The sequence below is a fragment of the Povalibacter uvarum genome (genome assembly GCF_014202975.1).
GTDB lineage: Bacteria > Pseudomonadota > Gammaproteobacteria > Steroidobacterales > Steroidobacteraceae > Steroidobacter > Steroidobacter uvarum.
Genome location: NZ_JACHHZ010000001.1, coordinates 654,184 through 678,412 on the forward strand (window position 1 = coordinate 654,184; position 24,229 = coordinate 678,412).

Below are 24,229 nucleotides of genomic sequence, written 5' to 3' on the forward strand. Positions count from 1 at the left end.
TGGCTTGACTAGTAGACTTCCGGGACCAGCATGTCAGCGGGAACAGCCTGTCGCGAGTAGTCTTCGAGACGTTCGCGCTCCGGCAGAATGATGGGAACCTTTTCTACTTCGGTGTATGGGAACTGCTTGAGCAGATGGTCGATGCAGTTCAGTCGAGCGCGCTTCTTGTCGAGGGCCTGCACAACCTACCAGCGCGCTTCAGGAATGTGCGAGCGCTGGAGCATGACTTCCTTCGCCTTCGTGTAGTCCTCACATCGGCGACGCGATTGCGGAAGTCATCCATGTACCAGCGGATCAGGCTTTTCAGGGTTTGCTCACCCAGCTGTGTGCGTACGAGTTCGGCAGGGTTTTCCAGCGCGACCTCCCGTGCTTTGCCCCGACGCTCGGCGGCGGCGCGGTGAGCAAAGGTCTTCGCTTCCGTGTGCAGCAAGGTCTTTCCATACCCTGATGGTGGCCATGGAGAAGAGGTGCCCTTCCTGGAGGTGACAAGCTATTCTTGTCACCTATACGGCACCTCCTCAACCGATAAACGCGCCAAAACCCGCAGACGTCCCGCACGAACGCCAATGACGGAAAATCCTAAAAAAATAGGCGTTTCGAGCGGGAAAAGCGCGATCCCGCTGGACCGGCGCATCAGCGTCGCGCCGATGATGGACTGTACCGACAGTGGAAAAGTGGCCTGTCAGATCAGTCGCTTAGAGGCTCGACAACTTCCTTGTCTCCTCTATGTCACCTCTGAGAAGAAAAAGAACTCGCTGCCAAGCCGAGGCTACTTGGGTTTTTGCTTTTTGCCCGGACGCTTTCGAAGGGCGCTTTGTCGGGCCTGTAGAGCCAGGAACTTCGTGCGCTTGGATTCAAGTCGCTGAAGGACGCGCGGCCACTGCTCTGCGTGGAAGCGAGAATAGGAGATCTTTTCTACGGGGATGGAGGCCAGCACGTCGATGTCGTAGGTGAAGGCGACGCGTGACAACTCCGTGTCGAGCGCGAGCTTCTCGATGCGCTTTACCGCCTGGCGCACAATCCTTGGATCACCGCCGTCGCTCATGTGGCTTTCGATGAACGCGCGGCAGATCTTTACAGCCAGTCTTGCCTGCTCAGCGCCGATCGCATTCTGCTTCGACGGGAGCGCTGCGAGATTGCGCAGGCGACTCTCCAGAACATCGAGTGGATGCAGTACGTGGACGACAATCCCATCCGCCAGCATCAGTTGCGAGGCTCTCGCGCGAACAACTCGTGTATTCAGGCCGACGATTCCAGACAGAAAGTCGACCTGCTTGATTCCTTCCTCCGGCACGGTCGCGTAGACCTTGGCCACTTGGCCGCCCGCGTCGTCAAGGGTTCCCTCGCGTACTTTCCAGGGATGACCGAGCTGCCGCTGCAATTGCTTGGCGATGTCTCGGGTGCCGATGAAGTCAGCGTCCATCGTGACGATGCGTGACAGTGCACCTACAGGTTGGATGTCGTAGTAGACGGCCCAGGTGGCAAGTGCCTGGCCACCGACTAGGAGAGCGTGGGGCCCGCAGATGCGCAGAATGCGTTCGATTTCCTGCGCAGTCAGCTCGGCTTCGTGAAGCGCGTGAGCTGAGTTGGTCACACAAGACTAGCCTTGGGCCATCGCACCTTGGCGCCTCGAAGTCGAGCAGGTTTCAAGAGCAGCATCTCGCCTTTCGACACATCGACTGCTTCGGCGATTCGATGGTCACGGTCCTGCGACTTGCGCTTGAGTGCTTGCAGCTGCGGCAGCGAAGGCTCGCGATTCGCTGCGCGAACCTCAAAGGGGAGTCCCTGGTGCGCCACCACTTGCTGGAGGAAGAGACGGATGGCGTCGCTCGGCTCGAGGCCGCACGCCGCCAGCACGCGGGAGGCCTCTGCCTTCAGATCAGAGTCGATACGGGCGCGAATGACTTCGTTTTTCATGGCTACAGTGTAGCTACATTTAGTTGTTTTATGAAGAGCGCGCGCGCCGCATCTAGTGCTTTGATCGGCATAGAAAAAGGGGTAGGCCTTCGCTTCCAACGGATGCGCTCGATTGTGCTGCAGGGCCGCCGCGCACACGCTCGCCGCCAGTAGGAGCGCTCGCTTTCAGGATCGGGGCAGTCCCTTCGGCCGCTTCACGAAGTGGCTCAGCACAGTGAGCAGCTGCCGCCTGGGAAGGCCGTAAGCACGCAGGGCCACATAGAGTGCCAGCACGAAACCGACGCCAAGGTTGAGCACGAACATGATTGCCACGCCGGCCGTCGCAGACCAGATCAGGCCGTCTTGGTACCACCCGCTTCCGAGTGACGCGGCGCCGAGCATGAACTTACCGGTGCTCAGGGTTACGTGACGTACGTCCAGGGGCACGCCGAGGAACTCACCAACGATTGGAGTCATGCCGAGTAGCACGCCCAGCGTGACATTGGTGCCGATATCAGCCACCCGTCGTGACCATGCGCCCGCAAAGCGAACCATGCGTTCTCTTCCGATGATCCGGCCCAAGGAGTGATCTGCAATGCCCTGCGGTATGCGGTGGTAAACAGACCAATTGTCCAGAAAGCCGCCAGCCACGCTCGCGAGCCAGAGCAGAACACCTGTCAGAGCGGCGTAGAAGATCGTTCCGCTGCCCAACGGGTCGAGGGTCCGGTATGTGTGTAAGGCCTCTTCGCGTGTCAGGTAGGGCTCGCCGTGTTGTGCGTACCAGATGGCCGCGACGGCAAACGCGGTCAGAGAGACCAGGATCAGATTGCTGATCGTGGCAGCGAGTTGCGAGTGCAGGATGCGTCTGGCCAGGACCACAAGTTCGACGACGCTGTCTTTCTGGTTGCGGACGATGTCGGCAATCGTGGCGCCGAACATCGCAGGTTGCTTGGTCGCCAGGATGAGACCGAACGCCTGCATGACGAGGAATCCGCCGATGTATATCGCGGTGAGGAGCAGCCCCTCCATGAACGGAGCATGATGGGCCTCGATCACCGGGAACTTCATTGCGCCCATCAGGCCTGCAACGATGCCGCCACCGGCTGCAGCGACCCAGATATGCCGATACTCCGCGGCATTGCGCGCCACATAGTGTTCACCGCTGCGGCCGTTGCGCTCCACGATTTTACGTCCTAGGAGTCCAGCCGTATCGCTCAACAGCTGACGGACGCTTCGATCCCGATAGGAGGCAATGATCAGTTGCGCGAAGAACGTATGCAGGCGCCGTGCGAATTCCTCGGCGTCCCCGGCGTCGGCAATGCCGATCATCTGTTCGATGCGCATCATGCACCGCTCGATCAGCTCGACGCCGTACACGATGTCGACGCTGACGCCGCTCCCCTCGATGCGTCGCGAGACTTCGTCAAGCTCCTTGCGACAGCGCTCGATGAGTTCCTGACAACGCGCGCTCTGCTCGGCGTCGACCTCGCTGCGACTCCACACGACAGCGAGTGCGTCCATGCGGTGGGAGAGCTGGAAGAAGGGTGAGTCCTCTACTCGGCAAGGTGAACTGCGCTCACGAATCTTCTCGTGCAGTCCGGCAGCCCGGACCCGAGTGCCCAGCAATCGCAGTCCGTCGGAAAAATCCGTCCAGAGGCCGCCGAGGAGGTCTGGCCGATCCCCAGGCGTGACGAGTGCAATCAGGCGGGCGAACAGCGTCGATGGCATCAGGCCGATGCGCCGGACCTCGACCGGATGCCGGAATGTACGCAGACAGATGTGACCCAGGTCGTGATCCTCGCGAGGCACGGGCACCAGCTTCGCCATCAACCGATCGGCCCCTTCTGCCATGAAACCCCGGCCAGTCGGCAACCCGGCCGACGCGATCATGTGGGTCACGCTCGATTCCAACAGGAGCTCTGCAACGGTTCTGTCCAGTACCGCTGCCGCCAGCGGCAGTCGTTCGAATACTTCGACGAGCAACGAAAAGCGTTGAAACGAGGCCTGCGCCTCATCTGCGGTCAGATCGCTCGGAAGGGGACGGTCTTGTCGGGACCAATCGACGAGGTCATGCAGCGCGTCCACTCGTTCGTCCTGCGAGCTTGCGCTACTCAACGCCAGCACACCGCGGACGAAGCGCTGGCCATCGCGAGTCGACGCATAGCTTCCGAGGTGCTGTTCCACTTCGAGCTGCAGTGTCACCGCCGATTCGCCGGTGGCGGGAGCGGACCGTGCCTTTGGCAACACATTCGAACTCATAGGTGTCGGCTGATTCACCGCGCCATTGTCCGGCCCCGTGCGAGGATTCGGCAGTACGTAGGAGGGGCAACTCAGTCATGGGGTCTTTGATTGGCGAGCCTCGTGTTTCGGACATCTCGCATGGTCACACGCCATGGCTGACATTCACGATCGCGTATGCAGCTTCCACGGCGAGACTCACTCATGTTCTGTCCAGTCCGCACCTCTCGGGGCTTGAGCGCTACGGCAATCGCAGTCACGGCCACGCTATTGCTCCTTTTCAGCGCGGCCGGCCTCGCAGCCGAGTGGGAACCGGCGCCTCCGATGCCGGACGAGTTCGATTGGGTGCAATTGACGTCGGGCGAGTGGCTGAAAGGCACGATCAAGGTGATGTACGAACAATCGCTCGACTTCGAGAGCGAGAAACTCGACGAACTGTCTCTGGATCTTGACGACATCAAGCAGATTCGTTCGGCTCAGGTGCTGAACGTGAGGCGCCGTAACGGCGACACGGCAACAGGCAAACTCCTCCTTGAGGAGAAGTCGGTGCGCATTCTCGGCGATACACCGGGGCAGTTCGAACGCGCGGAGTTGCTCAGCATCACTGCCGGTTCGCCGAAGGAGCGCAACTACTGGGCTGGTGCGATCGCTGTCGGCGGTAATGTTCGTTCAGGCAATACGGAAGAGATTGAAGCCAGTGCCAATGTAAAGATTCAGCGACGCACGGTGGAGAACCGTATTGTCCTCGACTATCTCGGCAACTTCAGCAGCACCAACGACGTCAAGTCCGCGAACAATCATCGTGCCAATGCCGTATGGGACTGGTTCTTCTCAGAGAAGCTGTTCCTTCGGCCCATCTTTGTGGAGTACTACCGCGATCCCTTTCAGAATATTGATGAACGCCTGACCGCGGGCACCGGTCTTGGCTACCAGCTCATCGATACGTCGAAGACCGACTGGAGCATCTTCGCAGGCCCGGCCTACCAGACGACGCGCTTCGATGCGGTCCCGGCGGGAGAAGCACGGACAGAGAACACCTGGGCCCTGAGCGCCGGCACCAACTTCAGCACCGACCTGACCAGTCGCATCGACTTCATCTATGACTATCGATTCCAGCTGACCAGCGAGGCGGCGGGACGCTACAACCATCACATGATCTCTACGGTCGACATCGATCTGACCGACGCCCTGGATCTCAACCTCTCGCTCGTTTGGGACCGCATAGAAGAGCCGCAGGTCAATGCAGATGGCAGCATTCCGGAGCAGGATGACTACCAGCTCATCCTGGGGTTGCAGTACGACTTCTAGACCAGCATCCGGCAACTGCAGGCAGGGAATCATGAACCGAGAGTTGGCCGCTGATTGCGCTCGCACTCCACTTTGCAGGAATTGGCGCGAGCGGCTTGGATTCCCATTGCTCGCATCGCTGTGCGTATGCGGGCTTGCTTCGAATGCGGCTGCGCGGGAACCCGAAGCAGTCACACAGTACCCATCTGCGGCGTACTTCGGTGGGGAAGCGGGTGCGCTCTACTACGACAACGCATGCGAGGCGAACGCGCTCTCGTGCGACGACACGGATGTGACTGCCGCGATCTTCGGCGGATACCGGTTCAACCCGTATCTGGCGCTCGAACTCTCTTATCGCGACCTTGGTGAGGCGCACGCTACCTATCCCCGGCTGACATCGACGCTCGACGTGACCGGGCAGATGCGTGGTTACGGGCTGGATGTGCAGGTCAGCCTGCCGATCAATGATACGTGGCTGGCCTATGTTCGCGGCGGCGCTTTCTACTCGCAGGCCGAAACCCGGAGCTCCGAGTTCCAGGCCGAGGAAGATGAGTGGGCACCAGCTGCCGGCGCCGGCATCGCCTGGCAGTTTCGGCCGAACTGGCAAGCTCGTATTCAGTATCTATTCCTGTCGGGTGTCGGTGGTGCGGACACGGGCGAGAGCAACGCCGAGATCGTGTCGCTGGGTCTGAGCTACTTCTTCGGTCAGCATACGAAACCCGCGCCTGAGCCTGCTGCGATCGTTCCCGCTACGTCACCACCTCCGCCGCCAACAGCGGCGCCCGAGCTGCCGCTGTGTGCACCGCCGTTGCCGGCGTGGACTACCCAGATCTATTTCGCGTTCAACTCCGACGAGCCCCTGGCCATGGAATCGCTGATTCCTTTGATGGATCGCATGCAGCGCCATCCACAGACAACGGTGCGAATCGCAGGATTTGCGGACAGCTCCGGGCCGAGCGGCTACAACCTCGCTCTCTCGCAGCGACGGGCGCTGGCGGTAGCCGAGCGATTCCGGGCCCGCGGTATCGAGTCGAATCGCATCGTTGTCGGCGGGTTTGGAGAATCGGAAGTGGACACGGGCACGGGCAGTGTCCGCGACGCGCTTAGCCGCCGCGTCAATGTCACCTCGCCGGCGGTCCGGTTCGAGAACGGCCAGTGTCGTTCGGAGAAGCCATGAACCGCGCGCTGCTCGTTTGCCAGCTGCTATTCGCCGTGCTGCTGGTCGCGTGCAGCGGAAAGCACAGCGGATTTCCTTCGGACCACTGTTCCAGCGATTGCCCGACCGGCAACGAGACGCTGGTTGTCGCACCGGCACGTACGCTGTTGCTCACGGGAAGCGAACGCCAGCTCGAAGCCGTGCTGGTCGCAGCGGACGGCAGTCGGCGTGATGTTTCCGACAGCGTCGTGTGGCGTAGCAACAATGCCGCGCTCGTGACCGTCGCGGCCGATGGCCTCGTCACCGGTGTCGCGACGGGTGCCACGACAGTCACCGCAAGCCTACCGACGCTGGAAGCTCATGCCGAGGTGGCAGTTACCAATCTGAGAGTCGATCAGCTCGTCGTTTCGCCGGAGCATCGAAAGTTGCTGCCCGGTTTGCCACAGCAATACACGGCGACCGCGGTCCTCTCGAACGGCTCGAAAGTCGACGTCACTGCGCGAGTTCAGTGGTTAGCGAGCGATCCCGCGGTCGCATCCATCGATGCCAGCGGTCGCGCCGTCGCCATCACAGAAGGTGAAACACAGATCGATGCGCGCCTGCTTGCTCCGGGCGTGGCAGAGCACGATGCCGAGGCCACTCTCGATGTTCGTCCACCGATCGTGACGATTGATTCCTTCTACCTCGAGCCCGCATCTGCGACTTCGGTGCCAGGTGCCCGCATCACGTTTCGTGCGTTCGTCATCACCAGCGAAAACGAAACACTGGATGTGACTGAAGCAACGCAATGGCAGAGCACGAATACTTCCGTGGCCGACATCGATGCGGGCATCGCGACGGCACATGCGGTCGGAAATACGGTGATCCAGGCTCGCGTGACGCGCCTGGGACAGCAGCATCTCGCAACCGCTGATCTCTCTGTGGTTGCACCGTCGGTGCGCGAGCTGCGTGTCTCCCCACAATGGGCTGAACAGCTCGTGGGACAGGAGCAGGCTTATCGCGCGACGGCGATCATGGCAAGCGGACTGAACGTCGATGTTACCGATCGTGTGTTGTGGGGCAGCTCGTCTCCATCTGTCGCAGCTATCGATCACAACGGTGTCGCTTCCGCGCTGGCGGCCGGTGAAGCGACGATCTCCGCCTCGCTGTCTTTGCAAAGCGTGAGTTACTCGGACGAGGCCGTCTTCGTGGTTGTCACGCCGCCGCCGGTTCTGCAATCGCTGTCGGTCGTGCCGACGAATGCATCGGTGTTGGTGGGTAACGAAATGGCATATCGATGCCTGGCGACATTCTCGGACGGCACGGTGCGCGATGTAACCGGTAGTTGCGTCTGGTCCGTTTCTGATCCTGCCATCGCCGTCATCGACGGGCTCAGCGGTTTGTTGACTGGTATCGCCGCCGGTTCAGCGCAAGTAGAGGCCCGCTGGAGCAACGATGGCGTCGAGGTCATAGGCGCGACCGCCGTTGAGGTCATCGACACGGTTACGGTAACTGCGCTGCAAGTCACACCGGCATCTGCGCAATCGCTGGTTCTTGGCACGCAGCAGTTTCTGGCTCATGCGCTGCTGAGCGACGGGCGCAAACTCGATGTGACGTCGAACGTCGCATGGACCAGCAGCGATCCGGCGATCGCAACTGTCGGCGAGCTGGGATTGGCGCGCGCCCGCGCACCGGGCAACGCGGAAATCCGCGCTGAAGGTCGGTACCAAGATGTCGATCTCGCAGATGCCGCGTCATTCACGGTCACGGCACCCGACGTTACCGTCGACGAATTCCGCATCGTTCCGCCGACGCAAACTACCTACGACGGCGCCACGGCGCAGTTCGATGCGCAGTTGCTGCTGTCGAACGGGCGGACCCTGAACGTGACGAAGATGGTGAATTGGTCGTCGCTTGCCTTGAACGTGGCCTGCAGCACGGCCACCTCAGGCGAGTTCATCGGCCGGCAAGCGGGCATAGCGCCGGTGACAGCCGACCTCAGTTATCGTGGTACGAACTACTCGGCGCGCGCTGCACTGATTGTTCTTGATCGCAGCCGGGGAGTAGGCGAGCTCGAGATCGTCCCCGCTGAACCGTTGCTGGTCGTCGGCGGACAGCGCCAGCTGCGGTCACTACTGCTTCTGAGCAACGGTGATTACGTCGATGTGACGGATCGCAGTCCCTGGGTCAGCGTCAACGACGGCATTGCGGCTGTTGACGCACAGGGACTCGTGACTGGCGTGACCGCCGGTACGACCGTTGTGGCTACCAGAGTCAGCGCCGGACCCGTTCAGGATAGTGCCGAGGCATCGACGCGCGTGGTCGATCCGGCAGTGGAGCTCGTGGCGCTGCGAGTGGCGCCGGCGCAGGCGAGCGTGTTGGTCGGCGCGACCACGCAGTTCACCGCCACGGCTTACTATCTGAATGGTCAGCGCGAGGATGTTTCCAGTGAGGTCAGCTGGAGCATCGCTGATCCGGACATCGCCACTGCGACGTCACAGGACGGTCTCGTCCTCGCAACCGCCGAAGGCACTACAACGGTAAGCGCGCGTTACCGCGCTGGCGGTAAGGAGCTGACGGCCAGTGCAAACCTCGGCGTTACGGCAGTGACGATCACGGAAATCCAGGTCACGCCCGCGCAACAGATCGTTGCTGCCGGGAACGCTGCACAGTTCACGGCGACCGCCCTGCTTTCGGATAACTCGCACATCGACGTCAGCGCCGAAGTCCAGTGGCGAAGCAGCAATGCCACAATCGCGCAAGCTTCGCTCGCGCCCGGTCTCTTCGAAACCCTTGCGCAAGGGACGACGACGATCAGCGCCACGCTGAGCCATGAAGGTCAGCAGTTCGTTGGGCGCGGCGTGCTGATCGTCCAAGGGGCGCAGCCGGTAGCACTCGAGATCGCGCCTCCGCAGCTCCGCCTGACGATGGGTCAGCAGGGCACACTGCGTGCGATCGTTCACTTCAGTGACAACACTACCGAGGACGTCACTCGTGAAGTGAGCTGGCGATCGGCCGACGCAACCATCGCAGCCGTCAACGCCACACTGAACAAGGGCCTTGTTACCGGTGTGTCCGTGGGTGCAACGGCGATCAGCGCCGTTTATCGCGAATCGCTGTCTGCGTCCGCGCCCGTGCAGGTCGTCGCGCCAGTCCTGCTGTCGATCGATGTCCTCCCTGCAGCCACCAGCATCGCGAGCGGGCTCACTCAGGAGTTCACGGCGATCGGCAACTACGACGACGAGAGCGCACTCGATATCAGCGATCGGGCACTCTGGTCGAGCAGCAACGAAGCCGTGGCCAGCATTGTCGCCGGCGATAGGCAGGGTCTTGTGCGGGGCGTGAGTGCCGGTATCAGTACGGTCAGCGCGACGCTCGATGGCATCGGCGGCAACGCCATACTGACAGTGACGCCTGCCACTGTCGTCAGACTAGAAGTCGGCCCCGACTCGACCCGAATGCTGGTTGGTGGCGAGCGGTCGTTCACCGCAGTCGCCATCCTGTCCGATGGCAGCCGTCGTGAGGTCACGAACGAGGTGACCTGGACGACCTCCGATGCAGGCATCGCGAGCGTGAGCAATCGAGTCGGCTCGGCCGGTGTCGCGCAAGGACTCGCTGCGGGCACCGCGCAGATCCGAGCGACCTATCGAAGTTCGCTGCAGGACGAAGCGACGCTACAGGTTCTGGCACCGATCATCGACTCCATCGTCGTAACGCCCGCAAACGAGACGGTCACGGTGGGCTCCAATGTCTACTACACGGCGACAGCGATTCTTTCCGATACGACGCAACTCGACGTGACACGCGTCGTCAGCTGGACGAGCAGCAATGCCGCCACGGCGGCCATCAGCAATGGCGAGTTGAACAAGGGACGCGCCACGGCGCTGGCTGCAGGAACGACAACCATCACAGCGACACTCGGCACATCCAGTGGCCGGACAAATCTGACCGTCAGCGCCACCTGCAACGGCAAGCCGGACTCGGTATTCATCGTCAGCGATCTGACGTTGCGTGTTGGCGAGACCGCACAGATGCGCGTGACCGGCGTTTTCCCCGACGGCTGCATGCAGGATCTGACTGAGGAATCCGCGACGGTATGGGACTCGTCGAACAACGACGTCTTCACCATCGGCAACAAGAGCGGTGTCGTCACCGGCATCGGACCGGGTGTGGCGCAAGCAGACGTCAAACATCGCAGCAGTACGGATACAGCGACGGTAACCGTGCTCCCATGAAGATCAAGGGGCCCTCGGCGTGCCTGTAAGATCAGTCCATGCTTGCGCGCAGATCTATTAGCGCCTGGTCCGCGCCTGCGACGCGGATCAGCCCTAGCCGCGGATACTCCAGATCCAGGATGAGGCAGAGCGCCAGGGTTGTCGTGACGGCGAACCCGAATAGATGAAGCATGCTCTGTCGTGTGGCCTTGGACTGACCGAAGCCGGTGAGGAATGCTGTCACGAGCACTAGGACAATCAATGTCAAATAGATGGCGGGCGGCGGATGCTGTTCGGCGGCGAGCACACGAGTTGTGCCCGCATCGAACATGTCATTGACCGCGGGCAGCACCGCTTGCGTCAGCGGCAGTGAGGTTTCGGTGCGCACTGCCTCCTGTAGACGCGTCCACATATGCGCCTGGATCTGTGCCGCTCGGTGCGACGCCTGATTCGTCGCTTCTAGATCCGTCATTTCCCGGTGGGTAGCGATGCGTTGATCGACATAAGCACGCATCAGCGTCTGCACTTCGCTTCGGGACGGCGGCGCGAGAAGATCCAGGCGCAGCCATGCGGTACCAATGGCATTCACTTCCTCGCGGATCAGGTCGCGGCGGTGATCGAAGCGCGAAGCAGCACCTGTAAAGGTGAAAGCAATGAGCAGGCCCATGAGACCGAAGATTGCGCCATCCACTGCTCCAAGACCCTCGTTTGCGCCTTCGCCATAGCGTTGCAAGCGCCGACGACCCAGTAGCCATCCGAGCCGCGAGCAACCGCACGAGACGAGAAACAATGCGAGCGCGACCGGCAGAGCCCACCACAGGTTCACTGTTGAGGCACCGGGCAGCGGAGTACGGGAAACGTGTCGAGCATTCGAATCCACCGGTTTTGACGGTATGCCATCCGAGATGGAGCCAGCACCAACGTTTCGGATTGCCTACTAGGCGAAAACCCTGATGGTGCAGCGGCGCGCGAACGTTACGCAGTCCGTAGTTGGGGCAACAACGAGGATTACCGAGTCCGCTGGCGCCCGCGATCAACGGCAAGCCTGCTGCCAAGGGATTGTTCAGCACGATCACTGCCGGCTCTTAGCCCGACACGTGATCGAGAAGGCGGTGTGTTGCCCCTTCTACGCACTGACCGTCACGGCTTGCGCGTTCAGACTTGCGTGGCGTTGAGACAATGGGCGATGTGCAGTCTTTTGGGTTACACAGGAGACCAGAGCATGAAGAGAATTTTGCGAGGGGTGGCGTCCATCGGGCTGCCAGTATTCGCGGCGCTGTGCATGATAGGTATCTCCCCGGCGTCGCACGCACAGGGGAAGCCCAACATTCTGATCATCTTCGGTGACGATGTCGGACAGACCAATCTCAGCGCGTACAGCCACGGCGTCGTAGGCTACGAGACCCCCAACATCGACCGCATTGCCAAAGAAGGCATGATGTTCACTGACTACTACGCAGAGAACAGCTGCACTGCGGGGCGTTCGACTTTCATCACTGGCCAGACTCCTAAGCGCACCGGCCTGAGCAAGGTCGGCCTGCCTGGAGCACCCGTGGGTCTGCAGGCTCGCGACATCACCATCGCCGAAGCCCTGAAGACGCTGGGTTATGCCACCGGGCAATTCGGCAAGAATCACCTGGGCGATCGCGATGAATACCTGCCAACGGCGCATGGCTTCGATGAGTTCTTCGGCAACCTGTACCACCTGAATGCCGAGGAGGAACCCGAGCGTCCCTATTGGCCCAAGGATCCGAATGATCCCTTCCGCAAGAAGTTCTCGCCGCGGGGCGTCCTGCATTCGTTTGCCGATGGCAAGATCGAAGATACAGGGGCGCTGAACAGCAAGCGCATGGAGACGATCGACGACGAGACCACTGCGGCAGCGATTGGCTTCATGCAGAAGCAGGCGCAGGCGGGCAAGCCCTTCTTCACCTGGATGAATTTCACCCGCATGCACTTGTTCACGCATGTGCGCGAATCCATGCGCGGGCAGGCCGGCATGCCCGGCAATGAGTACGCCGACGGCATGATCGAGATGGACAACAACGTGGGCAAGCTGCTCAAAGCAATTGACGATATGGGGATCGCCAACAACACGATTGTCGTGTTCACCACCGACAACGGTCCGAACCAGTTCAGCTGGCCAGATGCAGCGACCACGCCGTTCCGCAGCGAGAAGGACACGAACTGGGAGGGCGCTTTCCGCGTGCCAGCGATGGTGCGCTGGCCGGGCAAGATCAAGCCAGATGTCGTCTCAAGGGAGATCTTCTCGGGCCTGGACTGGTTTCCCACGCTGGTGGCAGCTGCGGGCGATCCTAACATCAAGGAGAAGTTGCTGAAGGGCACGTCGATCGGTTCGAAGACCGGCAAGGTGCACCTGGATGGTTACAACCAGCTTCCCCTGCTGACGGGCCAGACGAAGAAGGGTGCCCGCGAAGAGTTCTTCTATTTCAATGATGATGCCGAACTGGTGGCCATGCGCGCTGGCAACTGGAAGGCGGTGTTCTGCGAACAGAGGGCGCCGGGCGGTATGCAAGTGTGGGCTAACCCTTTCACCTGCCTGCGCCTGCCGAAGCTTTATAACCTGCGCATGGATCCGTATGAGCGCGCCGATGTGGTGTCCGATCAGTACTACGACTTCCAGACCAAGAATGTCTATCTGACTATCGAGGCCCAGACGAGGGCGGTAGCGTTTCTGGAGACCTTTAACCAATACCCGCCGAGCCAATTGCCGGCCGAGTTCGGTATCAATGCTGTTCAACAAAAGATCAATGAAGGGATTGAAGAGCGCTTCAACAAGTCGCCGAACAAGAAGTGAATGAATCAATGGAATGGCTGAGGCTTCACGCGGGGTGCAGGAGCACCCCGCGTGGTTACTGAACGGGCATTCCAGCGTCGATCGCTCCTGTGATTCGGCCGCGCACGTTGATGCCGTCTTGAGGGGCCAGTCATGACGATCGACCGCGGGTGTCGCCTTTGCCTGCCGGCCATGATCGTTTTCAGCATGGCCGCCGATGCGCAATCCCCACCGAGCAATACATCTACTCAGGGGCAAGCCGCCCTCGAGCAACAGCATCACTCACCGTGGCTGCTGGTTCCGTTGGTCAGCAGCACTCCGAAGCTTGGCACCTCGTTCGGAGGCATGGCCGGCTACATCATCAAGTTTGACGATCGTTCTTCGCCATCGGTTGTTGGCGTCAAGGCAACGACCTCCAACACTTCGTCGACTGTGGTGGCTGCAGGCGGAAAACTGTTCTTCCATTCCGACCGCGACCGGCTTGCATTCGGGCTCGTCGGCGGCAAGGTGACCAACGATTATCTGGATTTTCTCGGCACCGGGCAGGAAGTGCGCAGCGACGAGAATCTGCGGGCGTACTTCGTACGCTATCAGCATGAAGTGGCCGCGCATTGGTATCTGGGCGTGCAAGCCGTCTACTCGAACTATGGCGTCGAGGGCGACGACCCAACTTCTGAGATGGCTCTCGAGGAGGCTGGTCTGACGGGACTCACCTCCGCGGGTCCAGGTCTCGTTCTCGCGTACGACACGCGCGACAACGTCAACAATCCCTCTGGTGGTATGTATTGGCAGATCCACAATTTGGCTTATCGCGAAAGCCTGGGCAGCGACGACAACTACGATGCGATCAATGCAGATTGGCGTTGGTATCTTCGCACTGGCACTCACAATGTGCTGGTCCTGCATGCCAAGGGGCGCTGGACTGATGACGCTCCGCCATCACGCGAGAGCTCCATCGAGATGCGCGGGTACACGCACGGTCAGTATCTGGGACGCAATTCGCTGACGCTGGAAACGGAGGACCGGTACATGCTTCGGCCGCGATGGGGCGTCAAGGCCTTCGGGGGCATCGCCTGTCTTTACGGCAATGGCAAATCCTGTAGCGGCGATCAGCTGTATCCAATGATCGGAGTAGGCGCTTTCTACATCCTCAAGCCAAAGGAGAACATGGTGGTGAACGCCGAGTTCGCCAAGGGTGAAGGTGACAATCAGGGACTCTATCTTCGGTTCGGCAATCGATTCTGATGCGGATAACTCGCGCATCGACGTCAGCGCCCATGCAGGCAGATTTTTCCTGCATCGTGTACTACCTACTTACGGGAATGCGTTCTGCCCATAGACCAGAGGAGGTCTGATTACTCATCACTCTGGGAGATGCAATGTCCGGCGGCAAAGAATGTTGCTTGCCGTATCCCGTCCGGTTCTTCGCGATGCGGCCAACAACATACGGTGGCGTAGAAATCACAAGAACAGGCGCGGCCTGAGGTTCCTTCTCCTGATCATGGTGACGAGCGCGCTGGGGCGCGCAGAGTTCCTGCGGTCGACGCTAAGAGCGACGAGTATCGGGTCACTGTATTTCCGTCCTATGCGATGACGGAAGACAAGAAGTGGGGTCGACATCGGGGTATCTCGGGTACGTCGACAATAACGACCGGGAATACGACATCACCTATCTCGGTGCCGGAACCATTTGGAGATTCGCGAAGACGTGGGGGCATGGGGCGTTGTGATCAACGTCCGCACGGACAATGAAGACTCGCCCGATATCAACGAGTATCGACCTCTTTTGGGTCTCAAGAACTACTTCACTCGCATGCAACGCCTGAGGTTCTGCAATTTCGCGCGCACGGCGGGGAGAGTTTCGAGTGGACGGACAACATCTGGCGGAGCAACTTCAAGGTAGCGCGCCAGCATGGTTTGGTCGCAGCGGCTCGATTTCGATCATGGCGGTGAGTAGCACTGCTCGCGTCGAATGATCCACTCCCAGAGTGGGATACCGATTCTGAGTCCAGAGGCCGTTGCTCCGTCTAGTCGCCTGGAAGCCGGCCGCGTAAGCGGGAGGCGGCTTAGCCTGTACTTGGATAGCGTGTCACGTCGTTCTCGCGGTCAAGGCCTGCGCGCGGCTATGCCGTGCTCGCAAGCGCGCTACGCGCGGCCCTGACCGCTCCGCTGCGCCGTGAGGAGGGACCTCCGACAGGCAATCCCGCCTGGAGAAGGAGATCCGCCATGAATACTTCCAAGCGCAGCGTTCACAGTTTGAATGTCCGTTCGCACAGCGGTGCCATGTCGGTGGGCGAGGCGCGTTACAGCACCGTGTTCAAGACGGGCGTTGGTGAATGCCAGGCGAGTGTGAGCGACGATGAGGTGGTTGCGGCAGCGCTGCGCATTCTGTCGGCTCGCGTGCTCCAGTCTGGCGCGCTGTCGAACCCGAGGGCAACGCGCGAGTATCTCGCGGTCCGGTTTGGCGGCATGGAGCACGAAGTCTTCTCTTGTCTGTATCTCGACAACCGCAATCGGGTGCTGTGCTGTCAGGAGCTGTTCCGAGGCACGATCGATGGGGCGAGCGTCCATCCTCGCGAGGTCGTGAAGGAGGCGCTAGCGCACAACGCGGCGGCGGTGATCCTGGTGCACAACCATCCGTCGGGAGCTGCCGAACCCTGCCAGGCGGACGAGCTGCTGACGCGTCGCTTGAAGCAGGCGCTGGCCTTGGTGGACATCCGGGTGCTCGATCGTAAGCTCCCCCGCCTCGGACACAGCTGAATAGTAGACTCTTCCGGCGAACCGGGAGAGTGTCATGAGGAAATCGAGGTTCACGGAATCGCAGATCGTCGCGATCTTGAGAGAAGGGGAAGCAGGCGTTTCGATCGATGAACTGACGCGCAAGCACAAGATCAGTCGAGCGACCTACTTCAACTGGCGCGGCAAGTATGGCGGCGTGTCGGTGTCGGAGCTGAAGCGGATGAAAGAACTCGAAGCCGAGAACGCGAAGCTCAAACGCATGTACGCAGATCTGGCGCTCGAGAACACAGCGATCAAGGACGTACTGAGCCGAAAACTGTAGGGCCGTCCGGGAAGCGGCAGGTAGCCGAAGTGCTCGTGAAGGAACACGGGTTGTCGATCGGCCAGGCCTGCAAGGCGACCAGGCTATCGCGGACGGCGTGGTACCGAAGGCCGCGATCGTGCATGGAGCGCGATCGAGGGGTGATCGAGGTGCTCAATGAACTGGTAGCGCGTCGGCCACGTTGGGGCTTTTGGAAGCTCTACGATCGCTCGCGCCTGGATGGGCATGTGATCAATCACAAGCGACTGCATCGGGTGTACTGCGCGCTGAAGCTGAATCTGCCGCGGCGGACGAAGCGACGGCTACCCACGCGTCTTCGCCAGCCGTTGCTGGCACCCCTGCGATTGAATGAGATCTGGGCGCTCGACTTCATGGCGGACACGCTTTACAGCGGCCGCGCCTTTCGCACCTTCAACGTCATCGATGAGGGCAATCGCGAGGTGCTGGGGATCGAAGTCGCACATTCGATCCCGAGTCTGCGCGTCATCCGCGTGATGGAGCAGCTGATCGAGTTGTACGGCAAACCGTTGGCACTGCGGCTGGACAACGGCAGCGAGCTGACATCGATTGCTTTCACCGAGTGGTGTCTGGAACGACAGATCGAGCTGCGCTTCATCCAGCCCGGTAAGCCTGATCAGAACGCCTTCATCGAGCGATTCAACAAGACCTATCGCGATGAAGTGCTCGATGCTTATGTGTTCGAATCGATCGACCAGGTGCGTGCCATCACTGAGGACTGGCTGCGCGAGTACAACGAGGAGCGGCCGCACGACAGCCTCGGCCGAGTGCCGCCCCCCTAACCTTCATGCCGAGGCGAGCAACGACCGGAAAGTCTACTTTGGAGTTGTGTCCTTGACGGGGGAGCTTACGCGATCACCTCATCGTAGGTGATGCGGTGGTCGAGTCCTTTGCCGAGCGCGGGCTCTTATAAGAGAGCCCCGAACCGGCCGTGGCGGTTCACGTCACGGCCGGTGATCGCAGGTCAGCTCGGGTCGCTATCTGCGGTTGCTCGGCGCTCGTGAAGCAATCGCAGATCCACGTCGTTGTAGACCTCCCGGAGCAATGCCAGGCCGTGTTGCAGGCAGGTGACTTCAGGGCTGTAGAAACAGCGATCGTCACGTGCGGTCAGGGAGGTCAGGGCGCACTGCAGGAAGTCGCGTGCGTCACTGAAGCGGCCGAGCAGTTCGACACCGGACTGGGGTGTGGGGTCGGACTCCCGGACGGCCAGGGCGGAGACGTGGAGGGCGAAGTGGGGGTCGCATTGCGACCGCTGGGGATAATTACGTAAGCCCGGGAACCGGGCCTCGATACAATCGCGCGTAGCCATGGTCGTACCTCTAGCTAGGTAGGGCGGTGGTTAGGCGTCCGTTGGTGTGTCAGCACCGGCGGGCGCCGCTTCGGATTTGAGAGTTCGAGACTCCTTCGCAGCAGAACAATCATCGAATCGCAGCAGTGTCGATACGTGCTGCTCCAGTCTATCTACCACATTGTACGGATGATGTGTGTTTGAGTTTCGGTCGTTTTTGTGTCGAATTGCAGGATAACTTCGCGGCGGCTGTGTGCTAACAATTGCACCATGGCTTGCACAGAACTCATCGGTGCACGAGTCACGCCGCTGACCAAGGCGCGCTTCCGCGCGCTGGCTGAACAAGAGCAGGTGAGTGAGTCGGTTCTGCTGAAGCGGCTCATCGGGATGGCACTGCACAGCGTCAATCCGGCTGAAGCCGCCGCACAGTTGGGAGCGCCTCGGCGGCTGCGAGGTGCGCGACTCACCGTTCGGCTGCATCCCGATGACCAGCTGCTTCTGATCGAACGCGCCGCAGCGCGACAGATGGCTACTGCCACTTACGTTTCAGTCCTACTCCGTGCACACCTGCGCTCCCTTGCGCCTTTGCCCAAGGAGGAGCTGAAAGCCCTCAAGCACTCGATCGCACAACTAGGGGTGCTCGGCAGAAACATGAATCAGCTCGTCCGGCTTGCTCATCAGCAAGGCAAGGTGCAGGGCATCGACAACGGAATCCTTTACGGGATCATGAAGGGGTGCGAGGGGATGCACGCCAACACGAAACGCTTGCTGAAAGCCAACGCACGCTCCTGGGAGCTCGGGTATGAGACCGTTTCGTCTTGAGCAGGGTCCATCACTTCTGAACATCGTGAGCCACGGGCGTCACGGCCCAGGCACGATGCATCTGACGCCGGCCCACATCGAGCAGATCCGGCGCACCGTCGGCTACGCGCCTGAGGTGATGGTGAAGGTGACCGGCGGTGCTGGCGGCTGCAGCCGACAGGGTGTGATTGCTCACTTCAACTACATCGACCGCAAGGGCGAGCTTGAGATAGAGACCGACGAGGGGCCGGCTCGTCTGAAGGGTGTGGGCGCGCAATTGTTCAACCGTTGGGATCTGGACCTAGAAGAGCATCGGAAGAGGGCGGACCTGTCTGCGATTCAGCGCAGGAAGCCGCCAAAGCTCGTCCATCGCCTGGTGTTCTCTATGCCAGCAGGGACGCCGCCCAAGAAGGTGCTGTCGGCGGTGAGAAGCTTCGCGCGTGAAGAGTTTGGACTTAAGCATCGGTACGCGATGGTGCTTCACACGGACGAGCCGCATCCGCATGTGCATGTGGTTGTGAAGGCGGTGAGTGAGGAAGGCGTTCGGTTGAATATTCGGAAGGAGACGCTGCGATCGTGGCGCAATGAGTTTGCGCGACACTTGCGCGCACAGGGTGTTGAAGCGAATGCCACCGAACGGGCAGTCCGGGGTGAGAGTGGGCGAACGCTGAAGGATGGAATGTATCGGGCCATGCAGCGACGTGTGTCGACGGTGCTCAGTCGAGAAGTGCAAGACGCGACGCGACACATGCCGAAGTCGCCTGGAGAAGAGTCTCTTCTGGAGACTCGGAGGAGCGTGGAGAGTGGGTGGTGCGCGGCAGCCGGCTTGCTCGAGCGCAACGGCGACCGAATCCTGGCGGAGAGTGTTCGTCGATTTGTTGCCACCATGCAGCCGCCTCGAACAGAGCGGGGGTGGCCGACCAAGCCAGCTGAAAGAGCGCTGACCCGCGAGCAGGAGCGGACGCGTTGATAGCGGCTGGTGATTTCAGCTTCTGGGTGCTGGTGTGCCCCGCGTGCGGCCGTTGCTAGCGAATGGCGGCGGCCGTGTTCGGCCTCGTCATCACTTAACTATCTCCACTCCCCCGGCCGGAGGTGGCGGTGCATGTTCTGGGAGTATCTCGCGCAGGTAGTATCCTCGCTCGATTCCTTGAACGAGATCCGCAACGCTTGAGTAACTGATGATATCCCCGCCGAAGATGCGAATCTTGGTCGTATTTCCCTTGTACCGGGATAGCAGTTCGTTCGCTTCTGGATGTCGGAGAGCAACCAGACCAGCCAAGGCGTACATCTGACCAGCTGGCGTTGCCGTATCGATCACATCAAGCAAGATGGCCTGCGCGTCAGGCTCATTTGCGAGACATCTCAGCGCAGTCACCTCCCTCGCGAGTGGTTCGTCAGCCGGGGCGACTATGGAGAAGCTCGCAGCCTTACGTAGCACATCGAAACGTGCCTGACGATGCTGATCACACTCGAGCTCAGGCGGTCGTGGACTTTCGCTATTTCCAGCACAAGCAGAATGAGAAGTCGCCGCGAGGAAGATCGCGGCAACCCAAACAGCCGTAAACCAGTATCGTCCAGACAAGCTTGACATTGCTTACACCGCCGTCGTCTGATTCTACTGCGACTTTATCAAACGGAGATTGAGCCATGAAGTGGTGCCCTTCCCGGCAGAGGGGTAACACTTCATTCCGGGCACATAGGTAACACTTTCAGGTATTTGGGAGGGCTCCCAAATGCCGTGGCGGGAGTGTTGCAAGATGGACGAACGACTGCGGTTCGTGGCCCGGTTGCTGGAAGGCGAGAAGATGGCGGTGCTGTGCCGTCAGTTCGATATCTCGCGCAAGACCGGCTACAAGATCTTCGAGCGCTACAAGAGCTGCGGGATCGAGGGGCTGACCGATCGCTCGCGACGGCCGTATCGGCACGCAAAGCAGCTGCCGTTTCAGACCGAAGCGCTGATCGTGCAGTTACGCAAGGAGCATCCCACCTGGGGTGCGCCGAAGATCCGCGAGAAGCTGCGGCGGTTGCACGATGACATTCATCTCCCAGCGATCAGCACCGTGCATGCAGTGCTGGATCGGCATGGCTTGGTCTCATCGAGTCGGCGGCCGCGTCACAAAGCGCAAGGGACATCACTGTCCCGACCGACCACGCCCAATGATCTGTGGTGCGCTGATTACAAAGGCGAGTTCATGCTTGCCGATCGACGCTACTGTTATCCGCTGACCATCACGGATTTCGCGAGTCGTTACCTGCTGTGCTGTGATGCGCTGGAGAGCACGAAGGAGATGTACGCCTTCAGCGTGTTCGAGCGCGCCTTCAGGGACTTTGGCCTGCCGCAGGCAATCCGCACGGACAACGGTGTGCCCTTCGCGAGCGCCAGCGCCTTCTTTGGTCTGAGTCGACTGTCGGTGTGGTGGCTGCGACTGGGCATCCGCATCGAGCGCATCCAGCCTGCGCATCCGCAGCAGAATGGCCGGCATGAACGCATGCATCTGACCTTGAAGAAGGAAGCCACCAAGCCGGCGGCGAAGAACTTCCTGCAGCAGCAAGCGAAGTTCGATCACTTCATCCAGTACTACAACCACGAACGACCGCATCAGGCGATCGCGATGAAGTATCCGGGTGAGCTGTACCAGCCGTCCGCGCGTGCCTACACCGGCTTAAGCGACCTGGAATATCCGTTCCACGATCGCACGATCACCGTGACCGCCTGCGGGCGCATCTGCATCGCGCGGCGCAAGATCAACTTGAGCCACGTCTTTGCCGGCCAGAACGTCGGCATCAAGGAGGTCGCCGAGAAGATCTGGCTGGTGACCTTCATGGACTACGACCTGGGCTTCTTCGATCAGGAGGCAGGTCGGGTGGAATGCGCGCAGAATCCATTCCGGGCACAGGTGTTACCCATGTCTCCGGAATAATCCGTTACCTATGTTCCCGGAATAGACCTGGGCACTTGCATCTTGGTCGTACGGAATGGTCGCAGCGACCGCTTTGAGCCTGCTGTGTACCACCGCTCGCAGTGACACACTGCTCGATCCAATTTTGGCGCCCCCTCAACGGCCAATTGCACCTGCCAGCCTTCTCGTCTCCCCAGCAGCATCGAGCACCGCCACGACGCGAGCTTCCTCCGATCGCGAGTTTGAATTGGAAGGCTATGCCGAGCCCGTGGCGGTCGTCACAATTCCTGTATTGCAGCTGAATCCCCCAGGCCTGAACGAATTCGGTGTGCGATTGGAGCAACCCTCAGTTGGCATGTTTCGATTGGAGGTCAATGGTGCGAGTGTAGACCTCACTGTTCAATCGAGTGTCTGGGACCCGAAGAGCCAGACGCGCACCTTCACTGCCACAGATTCAAGCGGCACCGACGCGCAGGCTTGGCTCACCGTGACGTCGGATGGCCTCGCAGTAGGAACTCTGGAGATCCAAGGCGATATGTATCGCATCCTGCCGCAGGACGCAGACCACCAAGTTGTATATCGGGTCGGAGGAATGGATCAGCCTTCATCGGGGAGTTCACTGACGATTGCCAGATCTCACGTAAGTAACCGAGTGCGGAATCTGGAGAAGCGTCATTCGCAGTTACTTCAGATTGCGCAAGTCGCACCCGAGTCGATCTTAACCAGTGAAAACGGGGGGACGATTGTCGTTCGTGGTGGGAAGCTGGGAAAGCTGCAGGCAATTCAGGAAACAGAGGTTGAGCGCGTACTCGCGAACCTGGCCCCGCTCGCTGGTATCGAAGGGCAAGCTGACATACGGCTGGCTGCAGTTCGTCAATACCCTGGCGGCAGTCGGATCGAGTTCGAGCAGGTACTAAACGGAATACCGTTTGAGCACCGAGGTTTCCTGCGACTCAACGCTGACAACTCGATTGCAGAAGTCAGCGCTCGCCTCATCCGCAATCAGTTCGTGAGGGTGGGACGCAGGATTTCCCAGCAGGAGGCATTGTCCTCGGCGCTTGCTGCGATAGATCGCCAACGTCCTGTTGAGCACAAGGATTCTTCAGGCGAGTATGAACTCCTGAATGACCCTGAACTCAGCTACCAACGGATCGATTCTACTCCCAGCTTTTCGCCCCGCTATCGGTTCGACATCAGAACGGCAGACTTCAATTGGAGGGTGCATGTCGATGCGCTCACAGGGGAAAGCGAAGCGTTTGATCCTCGGCAGTTCGATGATCCCTTTGGATACCGCATATGCCGGGACAATTCCTCAACTGAGAATCCCCAAACATGTACGAGCCCCGGAGCGGACATCATCTGGGAGCGTCCACATGGGAGCTTCGTGAGGTGCCGCTACAGGGATCCTAGAAATCCCAACACGCTCTGTCATCTCGATGACGCGGCTGAGGCGAACAGAGCGATGAGCGACGCCTTCCGCATACTGGGCGAGATACACGATAGCAATCCCAGCTACTGCTGCGACCGCCTAGGCGGCCAAGACCGAGTTGTTGACATACTTCCAAGATCCAGTGGGGCTCCGCAGGACAACGCGAACGCTTACTACGATCCGACGACTCAAACAATCATGAGTCAACCGACAAGCGGCGCTCTTCGAAATCTGGATATCGTTTGGCATGAGCTAGGGCACCATGTCTTCTACATGTACAACGCGGAAGTCAGCAATCAGTACAGCCGGGGCACATTCCCGGCCGCAGTCGTTGAGGGGTTCGCGGACACATTTAGCGTCGCTCTTCAGTTGGCTACTCAGTTTCCGAGTTGGGTGGGCGACCCGCACGTTGTTGGCGACGGGCCGTACCCCACAGACAATCCGCGGTTTTTGAATGACACCCGAATCACATTCCAGCGCTTCGCCGATCCGAACTTGTCTGACCATAAACGCGGAGAGGCGATAGGGAGTCTTTTCTATCGAATCAAAGTGGCGTCTGGAATGTCCAATCGCCGCTTCCTGGAGTTCGTATTGCAATCGACGGAGCGACTTACCGACTTCGATGGCAACGGCCTGGATCTGATGGACGTTCAGAACGCGCTGCTTCTCGCCGCCAATGGCGAATCGGCGCTAATAGGTCACGTGATCGCGAAGTTCAATGAGATGAACACCTTTTATTCAGGCCCATCGCCCCTTCCGCCGGCCGCGCCAATCCCGAACGGCGCTCCGCAAACTTCACCCGGGCTTTCGCGCGGGCCTTTCACCTGCTCACATACGCCAGACGGATCTCCCTCGACGCGCTGGCCGCTGAGCTGGACAGCGGTCCCGGGGGCGACGAGCTACATGGTGTACATGAAGGGGACGCACTCCGCATACCACACCACAGTTGCGGCCCACGTTCCTGGCACATCAGTCGTTGCAGGAATCTGGGGCCGCAACGCCCTGGGTGCGTATCACTCCGCATTTATCACTGTAAGCGCATGCAATGCGAATGGTTGTGGAAGGCCGTCCAATCCGATCGTGATTGAAATGCGACCAGAGTGTGACATGTAGCTGCCGGTACCCGTCTATCCAGCGCAGGAAGCCGCCAAAGCTCGTTCATCGC

General features: G+C 60.2%; 16 protein-coding genes and 1 pseudogene. 11 read left to right on the forward strand and 6 right to left on the reverse strand.

Features of this window, described 5'->3' with window-relative positions; all coding sequences use genetic code 11:
- Nucleotides 1-8 precede the first annotated feature (8 nt).
- From HNQ60_RS02745 to HNQ60_RS02760, 4 genes and pseudogenes are all read right to left on the reverse strand, one after another.
- Nucleotides 9-269, reverse strand: a pseudogene (locus tag HNQ60_RS02745) (polyphosphate kinase 2); the annotation flags it as partial.
- Between the two features lie 500 nt (nt 270-769).
- Nucleotides 770-1,423: a hypothetical protein gene (locus HNQ60_RS02750; protein WP_184329477.1), complete on the reverse strand. Its 654-nt coding sequence runs from the start codon at nt 1,421-1,423 to the stop codon at nt 770-772.
- Nucleotides 1,424-1,590: 167 nt separating this feature from the next.
- Nucleotides 1,591-2,016 (reverse strand): type II toxin-antitoxin system RelB/DinJ family antitoxin, encoded by a 426-nt coding sequence (locus tag HNQ60_RS02755; RefSeq protein WP_246433358.1) that lies wholly within the window; start codon nt 2,014-2,016, stop codon nt 1,591-1,593.
- A 66-nt stretch (nt 2,017-2,082) separates the two neighbouring features.
- Nucleotides 2,083-4,155: a hypothetical protein gene (locus tag HNQ60_RS02760; RefSeq protein WP_184329478.1), complete on the reverse strand. Its 2,073-nt coding sequence runs from the start codon at nt 4,153-4,155 to the stop codon at nt 2,083-2,085.
- A gap of 183 nt (nt 4,156-4,338) precedes the next feature.
- On the opposite strand from HNQ60_RS02760, the gene HNQ60_RS02765 reads away from it, so the two are divergent.
- The 3 genes from HNQ60_RS02765 (at nt 4,339) to HNQ60_RS02775 (ending at nt 10,791) form a co-directional block, all read left to right on the forward strand.
- On the forward strand, nt 4,339-5,442 hold the full coding sequence (locus HNQ60_RS02765; RefSeq protein WP_184329479.1) for a DUF481 domain-containing protein: 1,104 nt from the start codon (nt 4,339-4,341) through the stop codon (nt 5,440-5,442).
- Nucleotides 5,443-5,548: 106 nt separating this feature from the next.
- The gene (locus HNQ60_RS02770; RefSeq protein ID WP_184329480.1) at nt 5,549-6,598 is read left to right on the forward strand and encodes an outer membrane beta-barrel protein; all 1,050 of its coding nucleotides are present in this window, start codon (nt 5,549-5,551) and stop codon (nt 6,596-6,598) included.
- Nucleotides 6,595-10,791 carry an Ig-like domain-containing protein gene (locus tag HNQ60_RS02775; protein WP_184329481.1) on the forward strand — a complete coding sequence of 1,399 codons (4,197 nt, stop codon included), beginning with the start codon at nt 6,595-6,597 and terminating at the stop codon, nt 10,789-10,791. The genes HNQ60_RS02770 and HNQ60_RS02775 overlap by 4 nt, the downstream gene beginning before the upstream one ends.
- Before the next feature lie 31 nt (nt 10,792-10,822).
- Here the strand turns inward: HNQ60_RS02775 and HNQ60_RS02780 are convergent, their stop codons facing one another.
- Nucleotides 10,823-11,596, reverse strand: a complete 774-nt coding sequence (locus tag HNQ60_RS02780) for a bestrophin-like domain (protein ID WP_184329482.1) — start codon at nt 11,594-11,596, stop codon at nt 10,823-10,825.
- Nucleotides 11,597-12,052: 456 nt separating this feature from the next.
- On the opposite strand from HNQ60_RS02780, the gene HNQ60_RS02785 reads away from it, so the two are divergent.
- The 4 genes from HNQ60_RS02785 to HNQ60_RS02800 all read left to right on the forward strand — a co-directional run bounded on the left by HNQ60_RS02785 (nt 12,053) and on the right by HNQ60_RS02800 (nt 17,428).
- Nucleotides 12,053-13,588 (forward strand): arylsulfatase, encoded by a 1,536-nt coding sequence (locus HNQ60_RS02785; RefSeq protein ID WP_407676429.1) that lies wholly within the window; start codon nt 12,053-12,055, stop codon nt 13,586-13,588.
- Nucleotides 13,589-13,720: 132 nt separating this feature from the next.
- A complete protein-coding gene (locus HNQ60_RS02790) occupies nt 13,721-14,812 on the forward strand; it encodes a BamA/TamA family outer membrane protein (RefSeq protein WP_184329484.1) in 1,092 nt (363 codons plus the stop codon).
- A 981-nt stretch (nt 14,813-15,793) separates the two neighbouring features.
- Entirely contained in the window at nt 15,794-16,327 is a 534-nt protein-coding gene (locus HNQ60_RS27240; RefSeq protein WP_246433359.1) for a JAB domain-containing protein, read from the forward strand.
- A gap of 34 nt (nt 16,328-16,361) precedes the next feature.
- A protein-coding gene (locus tag HNQ60_RS02800; protein WP_184329485.1) for an IS3 family transposase occupies nt 16,362-17,428 on the forward strand; the annotation gives its coding sequence in 2 pieces (ribosomal slippage) (nt 16,362-16,611 and nt 16,611-17,428; 1,068 coding nt in all).
- Nucleotides 17,429-17,610: 182 nt separating this feature from the next.
- Here the strand turns inward: HNQ60_RS02800 and HNQ60_RS02805 are convergent.
- Nucleotides 17,611-17,955: a hypothetical protein gene (locus HNQ60_RS02805; protein ID WP_184329486.1), complete on the reverse strand. Its 345-nt coding sequence runs from the start codon at nt 17,953-17,955 to the stop codon at nt 17,611-17,613.
- Nucleotides 17,956-18,204: 249 nt separating this feature from the next.
- Between HNQ60_RS02805 and HNQ60_RS02810 the strand changes: the two genes are divergently transcribed.
- From HNQ60_RS02810 to HNQ60_RS02825, 4 genes are all read left to right on the forward strand, one after another.
- Entirely contained in the window at nt 18,205-18,756 is a 552-nt protein-coding gene (locus tag HNQ60_RS02810) for a hypothetical protein (protein WP_184329487.1), read from the forward strand.
- Nucleotides 18,737-19,705, forward strand: a complete 969-nt coding sequence (locus HNQ60_RS02815; RefSeq protein ID WP_184329488.1) for a relaxase/mobilization nuclease domain-containing protein — start codon at nt 18,737-18,739, stop codon at nt 19,703-19,705. The genes HNQ60_RS02810 and HNQ60_RS02815 overlap by 20 nt, the downstream gene beginning before the upstream one ends.
- Nucleotides 19,706-20,468: 763 nt before the next feature.
- Nucleotides 20,469-21,656: an IS481 family transposase gene (locus HNQ60_RS02820; protein WP_184329489.1), complete on the forward strand. Its 1,188-nt coding sequence runs from the start codon at nt 20,469-20,471 to the stop codon at nt 21,654-21,656.
- Between the two features lie 55 nt (nt 21,657-21,711).
- Nucleotides 21,712-24,177 carry a hypothetical protein gene (locus tag HNQ60_RS02825; RefSeq protein ID WP_184329490.1) on the forward strand — a complete coding sequence of 822 codons (2,466 nt, stop codon included), beginning with the start codon at nt 21,712-21,714 and terminating at the stop codon, nt 24,175-24,177.
- The last annotated feature ends 52 nt before the right edge of the window (nt 24,178-24,229 follow it).